Origin of the sequence: Haloarcula sp. 1CSR25-25 (genome assembly GCF_032027985.1) — an archaeon.
Classification (GTDB): domain Archaea; phylum Halobacteriota; class Halobacteria; order Halobacteriales; family Haloarculaceae; genus Haloarcula.
Genome location: NZ_JAHYBW010000003.1, coordinates 614,173 through 628,290, shown reverse-complemented (window position 1 = coordinate 628,290; position 14,118 = coordinate 614,173). Strand labels below are relative to the sequence as shown.

General features: G+C 65.3%; 16 protein-coding genes and 2 rRNA genes. 11 read left to right on the top strand and 7 right to left on the bottom strand.

What is annotated here, in order from left to right; translation table 11 throughout:
- The 4 genes from KZ498_RS12890 to KZ498_RS12875 all read left to right on the top strand — a co-directional run.
- Nucleotides 1-164 (top strand): 23S ribosomal RNA (locus KZ498_RS12890); the annotation flags it as partial.
- Nucleotides 165-296: 132 nt separating this feature from the next.
- Nucleotides 297-419, top strand: a 5S ribosomal RNA gene (gene rrf / locus KZ498_RS12885).
- A 156-nt stretch (nt 420-575) separates the two neighbouring features.
- Nucleotides 576-995, top strand: a complete 420-nt coding sequence (locus tag KZ498_RS12880; RefSeq protein WP_005533933.1) for a CopG family ribbon-helix-helix protein — start codon at nt 576-578, stop codon at nt 993-995.
- Nucleotides 996-1,095: 100 nt separating this feature from the next.
- A complete protein-coding gene (locus tag KZ498_RS12875) occupies nt 1,096-2,007 on the top strand; it encodes a PLP-dependent cysteine synthase family protein (RefSeq protein WP_312619309.1) in 912 nt (303 codons plus the stop codon).
- A 33-nt stretch (nt 2,008-2,040) separates the two neighbouring features.
- Here the strand turns inward: KZ498_RS12875 and KZ498_RS12870 are convergent, their stop codons facing one another.
- The 4 genes from KZ498_RS12870 to cyaB are packed head-to-tail and all read right to left on the bottom strand — an operon-like array spanning nt 2,041 to nt 5,650.
- Nucleotides 2,041-2,583, bottom strand: a complete 543-nt coding sequence (locus KZ498_RS12870; RefSeq protein WP_312619308.1) for a DUF5804 family protein — start codon at nt 2,581-2,583, stop codon at nt 2,041-2,043.
- A 27-nt stretch (nt 2,584-2,610) separates the two neighbouring features.
- Entirely contained in the window at nt 2,611-3,798 is a 1,188-nt protein-coding gene (locus tag KZ498_RS12865; RefSeq protein WP_312619307.1) for a tRNA sulfurtransferase, read from the bottom strand.
- 47 nt (nt 3,799-3,845) lie between these two features.
- Nucleotides 3,846-5,048, bottom strand: coding sequence for a methionine adenosyltransferase (locus tag KZ498_RS12860; RefSeq protein ID WP_312619305.1), 1,203 nt, complete (start codon nt 5,046-5,048; stop codon nt 3,846-3,848).
- Between the two features lie 59 nt (nt 5,049-5,107).
- Nucleotides 5,108-5,650, bottom strand: a complete 543-nt coding sequence (gene cyaB, locus KZ498_RS12855; RefSeq protein ID WP_312619304.1) for a class IV adenylate cyclase — start codon at nt 5,648-5,650, stop codon at nt 5,108-5,110.
- Nucleotides 5,651-5,730: 80 nt separating this feature from the next.
- Here cyaB and KZ498_RS12850 point away from each other — a divergent pair, with 80 nt between their 5' ends.
- The 3 genes from KZ498_RS12850 to KZ498_RS12840 all read left to right on the top strand — a co-directional run bounded on the left by KZ498_RS12850 (nt 5,731) and on the right by KZ498_RS12840 (nt 8,098).
- Entirely contained in the window at nt 5,731-6,759 is a 1,029-nt protein-coding gene (locus tag KZ498_RS12850) for a threonine/serine dehydratase (RefSeq protein WP_312619303.1), read from the top strand.
- Nucleotides 6,760-6,838: 79 nt separating this feature from the next.
- Nucleotides 6,839-7,786 carry a peptidylprolyl isomerase gene (locus tag KZ498_RS12845; protein WP_312619302.1) on the top strand — a complete coding sequence of 316 codons (948 nt, stop codon included), beginning with the start codon at nt 6,839-6,841 and terminating at the stop codon, nt 7,784-7,786.
- Between the two features lie 111 nt (nt 7,787-7,897).
- Complete coding sequence (locus KZ498_RS12840; RefSeq protein ID WP_312619301.1) at nt 7,898-8,098, top strand: hypothetical protein; 201 nt, start codon at nt 7,898-7,900, stop codon at nt 8,096-8,098.
- An 8-nt stretch (nt 8,099-8,106) separates the two neighbouring features.
- On the opposite strand, the gene KZ498_RS12835 is transcribed toward KZ498_RS12840, so the two are convergent.
- Both KZ498_RS12835 and KZ498_RS12830 read right to left on the bottom strand, forming a co-directional pair.
- The gene (locus KZ498_RS12835; protein ID WP_312619300.1) at nt 8,107-8,736 is read right to left on the bottom strand and encodes a transcriptional regulator; all 630 of its coding nucleotides are present in this window, start codon (nt 8,734-8,736) and stop codon (nt 8,107-8,109) included.
- 28 nt (nt 8,737-8,764) lie between these two features.
- The gene (locus KZ498_RS12830) at nt 8,765-9,391 is read right to left on the bottom strand and encodes a CDP-4-dehydro-6-deoxy-D-gulose 4-reductase (protein WP_312619299.1); all 627 of its coding nucleotides are present in this window, start codon (nt 9,389-9,391) and stop codon (nt 8,765-8,767) included.
- Between the two features lie 253 nt (nt 9,392-9,644).
- Here KZ498_RS12830 and KZ498_RS12825 point away from each other — a divergent pair, with 253 nt between their 5' ends.
- The 4 genes from KZ498_RS12825 (at nt 9,645) to pyrI (ending at nt 13,305) form a co-directional block, all read left to right on the top strand.
- Nucleotides 9,645-10,577 carry a TIM barrel protein gene (locus tag KZ498_RS12825; RefSeq protein ID WP_312619298.1) on the top strand — a complete coding sequence of 311 codons (933 nt, stop codon included), beginning with the start codon at nt 9,645-9,647 and terminating at the stop codon, nt 10,575-10,577.
- A gap of 29 nt (nt 10,578-10,606) precedes the next feature.
- Nucleotides 10,607-11,764, top strand: coding sequence for an FG-GAP-like repeat-containing protein (locus KZ498_RS12820; protein ID WP_312619297.1), 1,158 nt, complete (start codon nt 10,607-10,609; stop codon nt 11,762-11,764).
- Between the two features lie 162 nt (nt 11,765-11,926).
- Nucleotides 11,927-12,841, top strand: coding sequence for an aspartate carbamoyltransferase (gene pyrB, locus KZ498_RS12815; protein WP_312619296.1), 915 nt, complete (start codon nt 11,927-11,929; stop codon nt 12,839-12,841).
- Nucleotides 12,838-13,305, top strand: a complete 468-nt coding sequence (gene pyrI, locus KZ498_RS12810; protein WP_312619295.1) for an aspartate carbamoyltransferase regulatory subunit — start codon at nt 12,838-12,840, stop codon at nt 13,303-13,305. Before pyrB ends, pyrI begins: the two co-directional genes overlap by 4 nt.
- Before the next feature lie 52 nt (nt 13,306-13,357).
- Here pyrI and KZ498_RS12805 read toward each other — a convergent pair whose 3' ends face one another.
- Nucleotides 13,358-14,107, bottom strand: a complete 750-nt coding sequence (locus tag KZ498_RS12805; protein WP_312619293.1) for a hypothetical protein — start codon at nt 14,105-14,107, stop codon at nt 13,358-13,360.
- Nucleotides 14,108-14,118 lie beyond the last annotated feature (11 nt).

The following is a 14,118-nucleotide window of genomic DNA, read 5'->3' as shown; positions in this document are numbered from 1 at the left end:
GCCACACGGGGTAAGAGCTGAACGCATCTAAGCTCGAAACCCACTTGGAAAAGAGACACCGCTGAGGTCCCGCGTATAAGACGCGGTCGATAGACTCGGGGTGTGCGCGTCGAGGTAACGAGACGTTGAGCCCACGAGCACTAACAGACCAAAGCCATCATTCATACGCACTGTGACTCATTCACCGACGATTTACTCGTCGCTGAACGAGTCCAGGCGCAAACTGGATCGCACGGACACACGGTGGAACGTTAATCGAGACTGGCACTCTCGCGGTTCGATTCCGCGACTCGACGTTAGGCGGCCACAGCGGTGGGGTTGCCTCCCGTACCCATCCCGAACACGGAAGATAAGCCCACCAGCGTTCCGGGGAGTACTGGAGTGCGCGAGCCTCTGGGAAATCCGGTTCGCCGCCACCATTCATATCTCAGCCCACCACAGAGAGTCATCTCTGCGGTGGGCTTTCTCTATTTGTACAGAGCGACAGCTACCGACGGACGAGTCACGCGAGCAGCAGCTCTCGCGTGTGTGGGTGGATATGAAATATTAATACCCTAACGGCGCCGAGTTAATACATGGGCGTAGTCAGCATCTCGATGCCGGACGAACTGGAGGAGCGAATCGACACGTTCGCAGACGAGCACGGGTACACCGGCCGGAGCGAAGTTGTGCGGGAAGCGGTCCGGAATCTGATGGGCGAGTTCGAGGACAAGCGACTGGAGGACCGCGAACTGATGGCGATCGTCACAGTGCTGTTCGACTACGAGACGACGACCGTCGAGGAGAAGATGATGCATCTCCGCCACGACCACGAGTCCATCGTCGCGTCGAACTTCCACAGCCACGTCGGCGACCGGTACTGTATGGAGCTGTTCGTGCTGGAGGGCCAGCTAGAGGACATCTCCGCCTTTGTCGGCAAAGTACGGGCCACAAAGGACACGCTGTCGGTCGACTACTCGGTGTTGCCGGTCGACGACATAAACATGTTCACGTGAGCAGGTGTCGGCGCCGGAAAAAGTCGCCGCGTCCCGGGAGTCCACGAACCGTTTGAGACCTTCAGTAGGCGTTTAAGTCGGGGCCGCGTAGCCGGCGGCGATGAAAGACTCTATTCTCGATACAATCGGGTCCCCGCTGGTCTCGGTTCGTGCACCGGAGGGCGCAACGGTCGCAGCGAAAGTCGAGTCGTTCAACCCCGGCGGGTCCGCCAAGGACCGGCCGGCGAAGTACATGATCGACGATGCCGAGCGAAACAGCGCGCTCGAACCGGGCGATACGCTCGTCGAACCGACGAGTGGCAACACCGGCATCGGGATGGCGATGGTCGGGGCGACGAAGGGGTACGACGTGGTCCTGGTGATGCCGTCCTCGAAGTCGCCGGAACGCCGCCAGATAATGAAGGCCTACGGCGCGGAGATAGAACTGGTCGAGGGCGACATCTCAGACGCGAAAGAGCGCGCGGACGAACTGTGCGAGCGCGACGACTACGTCCAGTTACGACAGTTCGAGAACCCGTCGAACCCGAGGGCACACTACGAGACGACGGGCGGGGAGATACTCGAACAGGTGGGCGACCGGACCGTCGACGCGCTGGTGGCGGGCGTAGGCACCGGCGGCACACTCACCGGGACCGGCCGTCGACTTCGCGAGGCGTTCCCGGAGATGGACATCGTCGCGGTCGAACCGGCGGACAACGCCGTCCTTTCCGGGATGGAACCGGGCACTGGCGAGGACAGCTTCCAGGGGATGGGACCGGGGTTCGTCAGCGACAACCTGGACACCGACCTGCTAGACGACGTGCTGACGGTCGAACTTCCGGACGCGGAAGACGAGTGTCGTCGCCTCGCCCACGAGGAGGGCATCCTCGTCGGCCAGTCTTCGGGCGCGTCGAACCTCGCCGCGCGGGAGGTCGCCGAGCAACTGGTCGCGGACGGCGTCGACGACCCGCTCGTCGTTACAGTCTACTGGGACAGCGGCGAGCGGTACATGTCGACGGGCATGTTCGACTGAGAACGGTCTGTTCTGGGCGGTCGTAATCCGGAATCAGGCGCCGAACTCCGATTCGGTCACTCTGACGACGAGCGTGTCGTCCACGTCCCGGAGGTCGTACTCGGGGATTGTCTCTCCAGTCCGTGTCAGGAGCATCGGCTCGACCAGTTCCGGTGGGCCGTCGGCTTCCGTCGTGCCGGCAGGCCCGGGCTCAGAACCGGGTTCCGCGGCCGCTTCCGGCGCGTCGTCGTCGGCAGTGTCTGGCTCGACGACACCGTACACGTTGAGGAAGCGTCCGGTGTCTTCGGGGGCGATGTCGTCGTCCCGGATCGCTGCGGCGAGGTCCCGAGAGAGCCACTCCGTCTCACTGATCGATGGGTCACGGACGAACGCGGCGTCGGCAAAGCGGACGAGATACCAGTTCAGGTCGTTGAGAAGCGCCACCGCCGCCCCAAGGCTCACGGTGTCGACGGCGACGGTGTTCCCGAACGGTTCCCGCAGGTCGTAGGTGGCGAGTGCGTTCCGCGCGGTCTCGCGCGAGAGGAGTTCGTACCGGAGATTCACGTCCTCGCTCCCGACGAGACAGACCTGCGTCATGGCTCAACCCTGGCCCGCCCCGGAAATTTAGCTTTCGATGGGGACGACGACCCGGTCCCGGGCACAGGCCTCGGCGCGTTCGAACAGGTCGTCGGGTTCGGCCGCCCGAACCGCTTCCAGCGAGGCGTTGGTTTCGGGATGTGACGGCGCGACGCGGTTACAACCGGTGTCGATTGTCGAGTCCTCGAAGGTCCCGATGGTCCGCGCGTGGTTGGTTATCTCGGACTTGTCGACGGTGAGGTTCGGTCGGTGTACCGGGAGCGCCGTCGCGGCGTCCGTGACCGCGATGTTCGCGCTCGTCTGGCTGGACTTCTGCCCGATAGCCTCGCCGGTGACGATGCCGACGGCGTCGCGGTCGCGCGCGATAGCGTCGGCGACCGCGAGCATGAACCGGCGGAGGACGAGCATCCGGAGCGCCCCGAGGTCCCGAGAGAGGTCGGTGACGACGTCACCGGCGTCGATTACCGAAAGCGACAGGTCGTGTCCGGGCGCATACGAGGCGAGCGTTTCGACAGTCGACACGGCTCGCGCCCGGTGGTCGGGGCCGCCGTAGTCGCCGAGGTCGACGTAGACGGGAACCACGGGCGAGCCGCGTTTCATCAGCTTCCAGGCGGCGACGGGCGAGTCGATACCGCCGCTGACGAGGGCGACGACGGGCCGCTGGGTCCCGAGCGGGAGTCCGCCAGGGCCCGGGCGTTTCTCACAGAAGACGTACGCCTCGTCGGCGCGACACTCGACGAACAGTTCGAAATCGGGGTCATCGAGGTCGACAGCGGGCTCGCCGCCGCCCTCCTCGATTGCTTCCCAGACGGCGGTCCCGCCCTCGGCCTCGATGTCCGTGCTCGAAAAGGGGTGGGCGTCCGCCAGACCGGCCCGGCTGGCGTCGACGGCGAACGTGCCGCCGCCGTACTGCTCCCGAGCGGTCGCGGCCAGTGCGTCCTCGATTGCGGACAGCGTCGGGTCGACGGACGTGACCGCCGATGCGGAGGTGACACCGAACGTGTCGGCCGCGGCCGCGGTCACGCCCTCGGGGTGGTCGGTGTGGACGAACAGCCGGTTCCGGCGCTGTTCGATGTCTCCCGACAGGTCGCGGGTGTCGAGCATCGCACGGAGGTTGTCCGCCAGTTGCCCCTCCATCTTCCGTCGGACCTGGTCGCTCTTGACGCCGAGCTCGCCGTGGCGGACGAGCACGCTGTCGGCGTCTGGCGGGTGCATACCCGCGAATTGCCTACCGGCGAGTAAAGGGGTGTCGCCTCGCCCGCTCAGAACGTCGAGAGGTTGCCCTCGATGACCTGCCGCGTGATGTCGGTAACGTCGGCCAGTTCGTCGTCGATTGTGGCCTGGATCTCCGATTCGACGTCGCCGACCGCGACACCGTCTTCGGTGACGACCGTCGCGTCGGCGACGTGGGGTTCGTCGATCGGCGACCCGATCTGTGAGAGCAGCCGCATCTGGACCTGCCGGATACCGTCGACTTCGCTCGCGACTGACTGTGCGATCTCAGTCGAGAGGAGATTGTATATCTTCCCGATGTGGTTGACGGGGTTCTTCCCGGACGTCGCCTCCATGCTCATCGGGCGGTTCGGTGTGATAAGGCCGTTCGCGCGGTTGCCGCGCCCGACGGAGCCGTCGTCGCCCTGCTCGGCGCTGGTCCCGGTGGTCGTGAGGTAGATGGACTCGGCGTCGTAGTCGTCGGCCGTGTTGACGTGGACCGTCACGTCCCGGTCGGTGTACTCCCGTGCGAGGTCGGTGACGAACGCTCGAACGTCCGAGACGGCGGCCTTGTACGCATCGAGGTCCGGGACGTGTTCGTCGACCATCGCGACGGCAACGGTCACGTCGATGTGGTCGCCCTCGCGTTTGCCCATCACCTTCACGTCCTGGCCGACGACCGGGTTAGACGCGGCGTAGTCGCCGGTCAGTTCCTGCTCGGTGTGCAGGACGATCTGTTCGGTTTCGGTCAGGGGGGCGTGCCCGACGCCGTAGCTGGTGTCGTTTGCCATCGGGACCGTCGCCTCCTCGCCGAACACGGTCTGGAGGTCGCCCGACCCCTCGCCGAACTGAACGTCGACGATGACGTCGGAGCCGAGATCGAGGTGGGGGAACTGCTCGTCGAGGTAGTCACGTGCGGCCCGGAGGGCGATGCTCTCGGCGGGGATGCGCTCGCCGTCGAACGCTTTCGTCGCCCGGCCGACGACCAGCATATAGATCGGCTCCAGCACTTCGCCGCCGCCGTACGCGGGTGCGGCTGTCCCGGCGACGAGCTGTGTCTCGTCGGTGTTGTAATGAAGGACTGTGCCGAACCGGTCGATGTACGTCTGGGCCAGCGCCCGCGACACCGTCTCCGCGACACCGTCACAGATAGAGTCCGGATGGCCGATGCCCTTGCGTTCTACGATTTCGATGTCCTGGTCTTCGACGGCGAGCCCGCTCGCGGGTTGGACGTGGATGTTCCGCTCGGTCATTACCTCGACTTCGGTTGGCCGGGTTCTATAACTTACGGGAACAGATAGAGGAGAAATGATTACTCGCTCGCATCACCGAGCAGCATGCCGAGATAGGAGGTCCGCTGCTGGTCGTTCGGGTCGAGGTCGAGGTCCCGGAGCACTTCGTAGGCGCCCTCCCGCACGGGCTCGATATCGCCGTCGGTCTCTCGCTCGACTTCGACGTACTCCCCGACGTCGTCGACGGCGTCGAGCGTGACGGCGTACTCTCGGACCTCGTAGACCCGCCGGTTCTTCCGGACAGTCGCTGCCGGCTCGAAACCGAGGTTCCGGACGATAGCGTCGATGTCGTCGCCGTCCTCGACGCCGGTTTCGAACTCCTCGCGGCTCTTCGACTCCGAATCGAGGAGCGGCCCCTTGTAGGTGACTTTCGCGTTCGTCTCCCCCTTCCTGGTCTCGCGGCGGACCCGGAACGCCTCGTCGGTCTCGGCGAAATCCCGGTGAGGGGCGTCGTAGTACGTATCCGTCTGTATCACCGTATCGACCTGCTCGGCCCCGAGCTCGTCGAGTCGCTCCGCGACGGCCTCGATGTCGGCCGGCACTTTGACCTCAACCTCGTACATACTGTGTGGCTGGGCCGGGCCGCTGAAAAACGCTCCCGTCGACCACGCCATTTACTGTGTCTGCTCTCCCGGGTAGTAGTATGGCCGGTCGCTACGAACCGATCGACTCCCCGGACGAGACGACCCTCTTTCCGTATCACGACCTGACACCGCCGACAGTTGCCACGGTCGCGCGCGCCCGGCAACGTATCCGACAGCACCTCCCAGAGACGCCGCTGGTCCGCAGCGAAGCCCTCTCTGCCGCCCTCGACGCGGACGTCCTGCTCAAGCGTGAGGACACCCTCCCGACCGGCGCGTTCAAAGTCCGTGGCGGCGTGAACCTCGTCGCGTCCCTCGACGAGGAGTTCCACGACGCCGGGCTGCTCGCTGCGAGTACGGGGAACCACGGCCAATCTATCGCCTGGGCCGGCCGCGAGTTCGACGTCCCCGTCACTATCGGTGTCCCGGAGGAAGCAAACGCCGGAAAGGTCGACGCGCTGGAGCAACTCGGCGCGGAGGTCATCCTCCACGGCGAGGACTACGACGAGGCCCGCGAGCACATCGAGGACCTGGCGACCCAGCGCGAGGCGCGCTACGTCCACTCGGGCAACGAACCGGAGTTGCTCGCTGGCGTCGGCACGGCGGGGCTTGAAATCCTCGACGAGCGCCCCGACGTCGACCGCGTGTTCTGTCCCGTCGGCGGCGGTACCGGCGCGGCTGGGTACTGTATCACGCTGGGGGCGATGACCGACGCCGCTGTCGTCGGCGTGCAGGCCGCGGGCGCGCCCGCGGTGTACCGCGCCTGGCACGAGGAGACACTGGACGCCCTCGACAGCGTCGACACGATCGCCGAGGGCGTCGCAACCCGGGTGCCGTTCGCACTCCCGACCGGAATACTGCAGGATGGGCTCGCCGATTTCCGGCTCGTATCCGAAGACGCCATCGCTGACGCCGTGGCCCGCCTGTTCGAGACGGACCGCATCGTTATGGAGGGGGCCTGCGCGACGGCTGTCGCCGCAGCGATACAGGCCGGCGACGAGCTACGGGGCGAGACGGTTGTCCTCCCCGTTTCGGGGCGGAACATCGACCGCGAGAAGTTCGCCCGGTTGCTGGCCGAACGCGAGTGCTAATCGGCCACGTCCGGAGTTACTCGACCGCTGCTGACCGGGAAACGTTGTCCTTAAGAGTGCCACGACTGACGAACAGGGTATGAGCAACGAGTCTGAGACTGAAGCCGATGCGGAAACCGCAGACGAAGAAGAGCACGCGGAGGGACTACAGAAGGGCGACGTCGTCAAGCTCGCCTACACCGCACGCACCGTCGACGGCGGACAGCTCGTCGACACGACTGACGAGGAAGTCGCCGAAGACGACGGTATCGACACCGAACAGCAGGAGTTCGGCCCGCGCACCATCGTGCTGGGCGAGAACCACATCTTCCCGGACGTCGAGCAGGACGTCTACGGGAAGGAGGTCGGCGACGAGGGGACCGTAACCGTCGCCGCCGCCGACGCCTTCGGCGAGTACGACGAGGAAGAGGTCCGGACAGTTTCGAAAGACAAGATTCCCGAGGACGACCGCTACCCCGGCGCACACGTCGACATCGAGGGCGAGCACGGCCACGTCGAGACCATCATCGGCGGCCGCGCGCGAGTGGACTTCAACCACCCGCTGGCCGGCGAGGACGTCGAGTACGACTACGAAATCCTCGAAGAGGTCACGGACCGCGAGGAGAAGGCACAGGGCATCATCCAGATGATGCTCGACATGGAGCTCGACGTGTGGTTCGAGACCGACACCGTCGAAGAAGAGCAACTCGTCGAGAGCGAAGACGACGAAGAGGAAGACGAGGAGTCCGAGCCCGAGTACGAAACCGTCGAAGTCGAGAAGGAGACGCTCTACATCGAGGCGACGCCGCAGCTGACGATGAACCAGCAGTGGATGATGGGCAAACAGCAGATCGCCCAGCAGCTCACCCAGCTGCTCGACATCGACCGCATCATCGTACAGGAGGAGATCGGCGGCGGCGGCATGGGCATGCCCGGCATGATGGGCGGCATGGGCGGTGCCGGCGGCGCCGACATCGAAGAGGCGCTGGAAGACGCCGACGTGGACGCCGAGGAGATCGTCGAGGAGATCGAAGGCGCCGAAGAGTAACTGCCTCGCGAGCGCGTCGAGCTGTTCTGTGGCACCGAGCGATAGCGGCTGCCACTTTTTGAGGCCCTATACGGGAGCAACGGTTATACGCACGACACGTCATCACTACCCATGCGAGTGTCGCTGGTGTATCCATCACTGCTCGCGCTCCCGCCCGGAATCGCGTTCGGCGTCGGCACGTTCGTGCTGACCGGACGCACCGGACTCGGACTGGCCGCGGGCGTCGGCGTCGGTCTCGGACTGTTCCTGTTGATACTCGTGGGAACGGAGTTTGGCTCGACGGACCGAGAGCCCCAGCCCGGCCGCGAATAAAATCCGTATCAGGCGATGTCGCGGCTGGTGTCGATACTGACCTCTTCGACGAGGTTGAGCTTGATGATGTCGGTGGGGGCGCGACCGCCGCGGAATTTCGGAATCGCGAGGCGGTTCTCCACCTCGTCGCCGTTCGTCGTGGTGTCGAGCTGGAACACCACGTCCGCGAAGTGCTCGGTCGTGTCCCGAAGCGGCGGCACCTCACGGCCGTCCAGACAGTGGACGATAGCGAGGCTCCCGGTGTTGACGATGTGGTTCTGCAGGTCGTTCATGAACGCGCGAAAACGCGAGTGTGGCTCCTGGGCTTCCAGCACGTCGAGTGGGTCGACGATGAGGTTCGAGGTCTCCGGGAGCGCCGAGACGAGCTTGCCGGCGTTGTCGAGCGGTGCTTCGCCGGAGATGTGTCGCACCGTCGGGTCCCCTGTGTTGGCCGGCGTCTGCTCGATGCTCGCGACGACCGACTCGGCGGTCCGGTCCAGCGAGAGCCACAGGGTCCCGCGCGTGGCGGTGAGTTCGTAGAGGAACAGCTCCGCCTGGCTAGCCGGCTGTGCAGAGAGCACGACGATGCTCCCGGCGGGGATGCCACCGTCGAGCTTTCTGTCGAGGACGTCGATGCCCGTTCGCAACCGGTTGGCCATACCACTGAGAAGTTATTTAGCCACGAGATTAAGTATTCCGCTTGGTGAGATTGTTCGCTATCTCGGCGTACTTGGCCGTTGCCCGGGCCGAGTTCAGCGGCTCGGACACCGACGGAACGTGGACCGTTACCGGACAGGACAGCAGGTCAGACGGGTCTACCGACCCGTCACTGCCGACGAGTACAGTGAGGGCGGGTGGCGCGTCGAGCGCACGGGCCATCGCGGCGGTTTTGGCCGTGTCGGTGAGGCTCTGGCAGGTCGGCGCACTCACGAGCACTGTCCTGTCAGCCACCCGCAGCGGCCGGGCGGCATCCGGGCCAGCGCCGGCAGGACAGTCGAGTACCACGGGGCGATCACACTGGGCCAGCCTATCAATGGCGTTGCCGACAGCGCCTTTAGATGCATTCTGACAGGGGAGTACGTCGACGGTCTCGACTGTCGTGGCGCGCTGGGCGACCGTGGCCGGCTCGGTCGTGGCCGTGACGTCGGCGAGTCCGGGCGCCGGGTCGACGCCAGCGCGGCGATGGAGATTCGGCATGTCGCGGTCGGTGTCGACGACCAGCGACCGACCGGGCGTCGCCCCCAGTGCCTCTCCGACCCCGAGGGCCACCGTCGTCTTCCCGCAGCCACCCTTGCCGCCAGCGATTGCGAGCATACTGTGGGTTGTCTGGCTATCGGTTTTGAATCCTTGTGCCGGGAGTCGTGGGACAGTGACCATCGAAACCGGGCAAGAAGAACCGACCTGTCGAGGTTGGCTGTTCTCCTTGTAATGCGATGCGAGCTACGCTCCACTGCCTGCAGCAGGATTCCGGCGGCAAACGGTCCGATGGCCGTGCCGTTCGATTATACTCCGACTATGATCGGATAGCTCGCGTGTAATTATAATAATCACAACAACACTGGGAAATATGGGTAGTGGACCCAACAAAGCTCTCCAACTGTATAGTATCCATACCCTACCGGAGTCGCTCCCCGAAATCGTCCGCCGCGTTGGCGCTGCTGGCTACGATGGCGTCGAATTCGCCCACCGGTTCCACGATGCAGCGCCCGACGCTGTCGCGGCGGCACTCGATGACACCGCCCTCGAACCGGTCGCCGTCCACGCGGACCTCACTGAAATCGAGGCTGCGCTGAACGGCGAATCGGACCTGCTTGTCCGCTGTCGAACGGTGGGGTGTGACACGGTCGTCGTTCCACATCTCCCGGCCTCTGAGCTTCGAACCCGCTGCGATATCCGCTCGCTCTCCCGTCGGTTCCGCGACGCGGCGGCCGGCCTCGAAGACTGGGACATGCAACTCGGCTATCACACCGGCCGCCGGGCGTTTCGCCCCTTCCTCCCGGAATGGGCTGGCAAAATCATCGAGGAGGCGCCGTTACCCGAAGCTGCCGAGCGGTACACACACCGGCTGTTGACCGGACTTCGGGCGACCGAGCCGACGACGGTGCCGAGCGAGACTCCGATGTGGAACCTCATCGCCCGGACCGCTCCGGCGGCGGTCACGTTCGAACCGGAGGTGGCGGAAATCCGCGAGGCCGGCTACGACCCGACCGCGCTCTTCTCGCTCTGTGGTGACCGTATCGATATGGTACATCTCCGCGATGTGGACTCCGCGGGACCGTTCCGTGGCTACGAGGACGTCCCGCACGGGGAGGGGCTCGTAGATATGGACGCGGTTCTGGACGCCGCAACCGACGCCGGCGTCGACTGGGTGATATACGAGAACGAGGTCGACAGTGACCCGGCAGCGAAGGTCGATCACGGGGTCGCCACGCTGGAGCGGCTTCTCGACGGGAGCCGGCCGTCGCGGAGTCCAACACGGGTTCCTGCCACGAGTTCGTGACCGGTGTTAGCCCGGCATTAACAATATCGATGCACCCGAAGGGCTGGGACATGAATCTACACCACGAGCGCATCGAGGGGTCGCCGCCGGCGAGCACGATGAGCTTCTGTCTCACGACCGACCTCACGGGGAACGGTCGGCCGGACGTCATCGTCGGCGCGCTCGGCGACGAACACGAGGTCCATCTCCCGTTCGTCGACAAGTCGGTCGACTTGCTCTCCGTGTTCGGTATGGGGCCGGTTGCTCGCTGGCTACAGACGAACGTGTTCTGGTACGAGAACCCGGGCTGGGAACGCCACGACGTTGCCAGCGCACCGGAACTCTCCGTCGGGGGCTCGCTCGGTGACATAACGGGGAACGGCCGCCCGGACATGGTCGCCGGCCAGAACATTCACCAGCACAAACTGTGGTGGTTCGAGATCCCGGACGACCCGCGGGAGCAGTGGACGCGCCGGCTCATCACCGACGACTTCGAGAAGTACCACGACACCGCCGTGGCGGACGTGGACGGCGACGGGGAAAACGAGGTCGTCGGGCTGTCTCAGGAGTCCCGAACCGTGTTCTACTACGATATTCCTGAGGACCCGAGACGGGAGCCGTGGCCGGTGGCGAACCGCCACATCGTCGCCGAGGACCTCGACGTCGAGGGCGTCGCTGTGGAGGACGTCGACGGCGACGGCGAGGTCGAGATCGTCGCCGGCCCCAACGTCTTCCACCGGACGGCCGACGGGTGGGACCGGGAGCCCATCGCCGAGGACTGGAAATGTACTCGCATCGCCATCGAGGACGTCGACGGCGACGGTGACCCGGAGGTCATCCTGGTCGAGGGCGACGAGCCGTACCTCGACGACCGGCCGGCCAGGCTGGGCGTGTTCGACCCGCCCGAGTGGGACCTGACCCTGCTGCACGACGACCTCTCGAACCCGCACAGCCTCGACGTGGCCGACTTCGACGGCGACGGTAACCCCGACATCTTCGTCGCGGAGATGGGGCTCGAGGCGGGACACGAACCGCGACAGTTCGTGTTCCACAACGACGGGGCGGGGAACTTCGAGCGGAAGCAGCTGGGTACCGGCATCCCCACCCACGAGGCGAAGGTCGTCGACCTCGACGGCGACGGCGTCCCCGACATCGTCGGCAAGGCATACACCGAACCGCGCGTCGACGTCTGGCAGAGCAACCCCTGACAGGGCGTCCTGTCCTGTGGCTGTTTCCGCCGCTGCGGGATTCGTGACGCTGGTTTCGAACCTCTGAGCCCGTACGCTTCGAACCGAACGTGACGCTGAGGACGACAGTCGTGTTCCCGTGTCGGGGGATTCAAGACCGTCCGGAGCGCGGTATCGAGTGAAATGCGGCACGACCACATCATCAGCGCGAAACAACTCTCGCGGGGCGACATCGAGACGGTGCTCGACCACGCGGCCGACATCGCGGCTGACCCGGGGGCGTTCGCGGACCGGCACAGCGACACCTTGCTCGGCATGCTCTTTTTCGAGCCGAGCACCCGGACGAAGATGAGCTTCACCACGGCGATGAAGCGCCTCGGCGGCGACATCGTCGACATGGGCTCCGTCGAGTCCTCCAGCGTGAAGAAAGGCGAGTCGCTGGCCGACACCGTCCGCGTCGTCGAGGGCTACACCGACGCGCTCGTTCTCCGACACCCGATGGAGGGGTCCGCGAAGATGGCGAGCGAGTTCGTCGACGTGCCGCTCGTCAACGCCGGCGACGGGGCCGGCCAGCACCCGACACAGACGCTGCTCGACCTCTACACCATCCGTGAGAACGCGGGCTTCGAGGACCTGACTATCGGCATCATGGGCGACCTGAAGTACGGACGGACGGTCCACTCGCTGGCCCACGCGCTCACGACCGTCGACGCCAGGCAGCACTTCATCAGCCCCGAATCGCTTCAGCTCCCGCGCTCGGTCCGCTACGACCTCCACGAGGCCGGCGCGGGCATCCGCGAGCACACCGAACTCGACGAGATTCTCCCGGAACTGGACGTGCTCTACGTGACACGCATCCAGGCCGAGCGGTTCCCCGACGAGAGCGAGTACCGCGAAGTCGCCGGCCAGTACCAGATCGACGCCGCTACGCTGGAGGCGGCCAAGGACGACATGACCGTGATGCACCCGCTCCCGCGCGTCGACGAGATCGCCCACGACGTCGACGAGACCACCCACGCGCAGTACTTCCAGCAGGCCCACAACGGCGTCCCGGTGCGGATGGCCCTGCTCGACCTGATGCTCGGAGGCGACCAATGAGCGACGACGACCAGCAACTCCGCGTCTCGAAGATCCGCAACGGCACCGTCATCGACCATATCGCGGGCGGACAGGCCCTGAACGTCCTGGCGATTCTCGGCATCGACGGGACCAGCGGCGACTCCGTCTCCGTCGCCATGAACATGCCCTCGGACCGCCTGGGCCACAAGGACGTGGTCAAAGTCGAGGGCCGCGAGCTCTCCCAGAACGAGGTCGACGTGCTCTCGCTCATCGCCCCCGCGGCGACGATAAACATCATCCGCGACTACGAGGTCGTCGAGAAGCGCCGCGTCGAGCGCCCGTCGGTCGTCGAGGGCGTCCTCGAATGCCCGAACCACAACTGCATCACCACCGAGAACGAACCCGTGGATTCGCGCTTTGCCGTCGGCGACGACGGCGTCCGCTGTGAGTACTGCGATACGATCATCCGCGACGACCTGCCGGCGCACATCCTCGCAGAGTAGATGCTGTGACTGCTGTGCTTGTGATTGCCGGCGGCTCGCTCGCGAAACCGCTTCACCGCCTGTTTGTTACACGCTGATAGAGGGCACGGCCACCGGTCACGGTGATACTGAGCCAGACGACCACCAGGCACACTAACCCGATAGCAAGTCCCGAAGCTACCCCCATCATTTCGACGTAGGGGCTGAGCAGGCTGCCGACAGCGACCAGTATCCCGCCGCCGACAGCGCCGGTAAGCAGCCCGGTGTCGGCCGACTTCGCAGCGAGGAGCCCGATGAACCCGGCGAGCGGTACCAGCGTCAACCACGACAGGACAACACGGACCGGGAACGCGAACAGCCCGCCCTGGCCGGTCCAGCCTGTCCGAAGAAGGTATCGGTCCGACCCGTCCTCGACGAACACGAACGCCTCCTCGTAGTCCAGTTCGGTCCCGTAGGTGAACTCCTCGGGGAGGTCGTCCTCGTAATACGTGTCACAGACGAGCATGAAATCCCGGCACACCTCTGGGATGTACCGACGCTCACCGTTGTACTGTTCACGGGGCTCAGCGGCGCGTGTTCGGTCGAACAGCTCTCGTGCAACCGGGGACAGCTCCTCGTACTGGTAGACCTCGTGGTCGTACCCCGAAGTGTACTCGTCGTACAACGGCGAGTCAGCTGGCACTATCGTGTGGGCGTACTGCGGGCCGTCACTGGCGGTCACGTAGGGCGCACCGAACGTGCCGGGGTAGGCGGCGAGTACGAGCAACAGTGCCGCGACGACGAACCCGGCGACCCGGACGCGACGATGGGAGGGCAGACGCATACTGTGGCTCG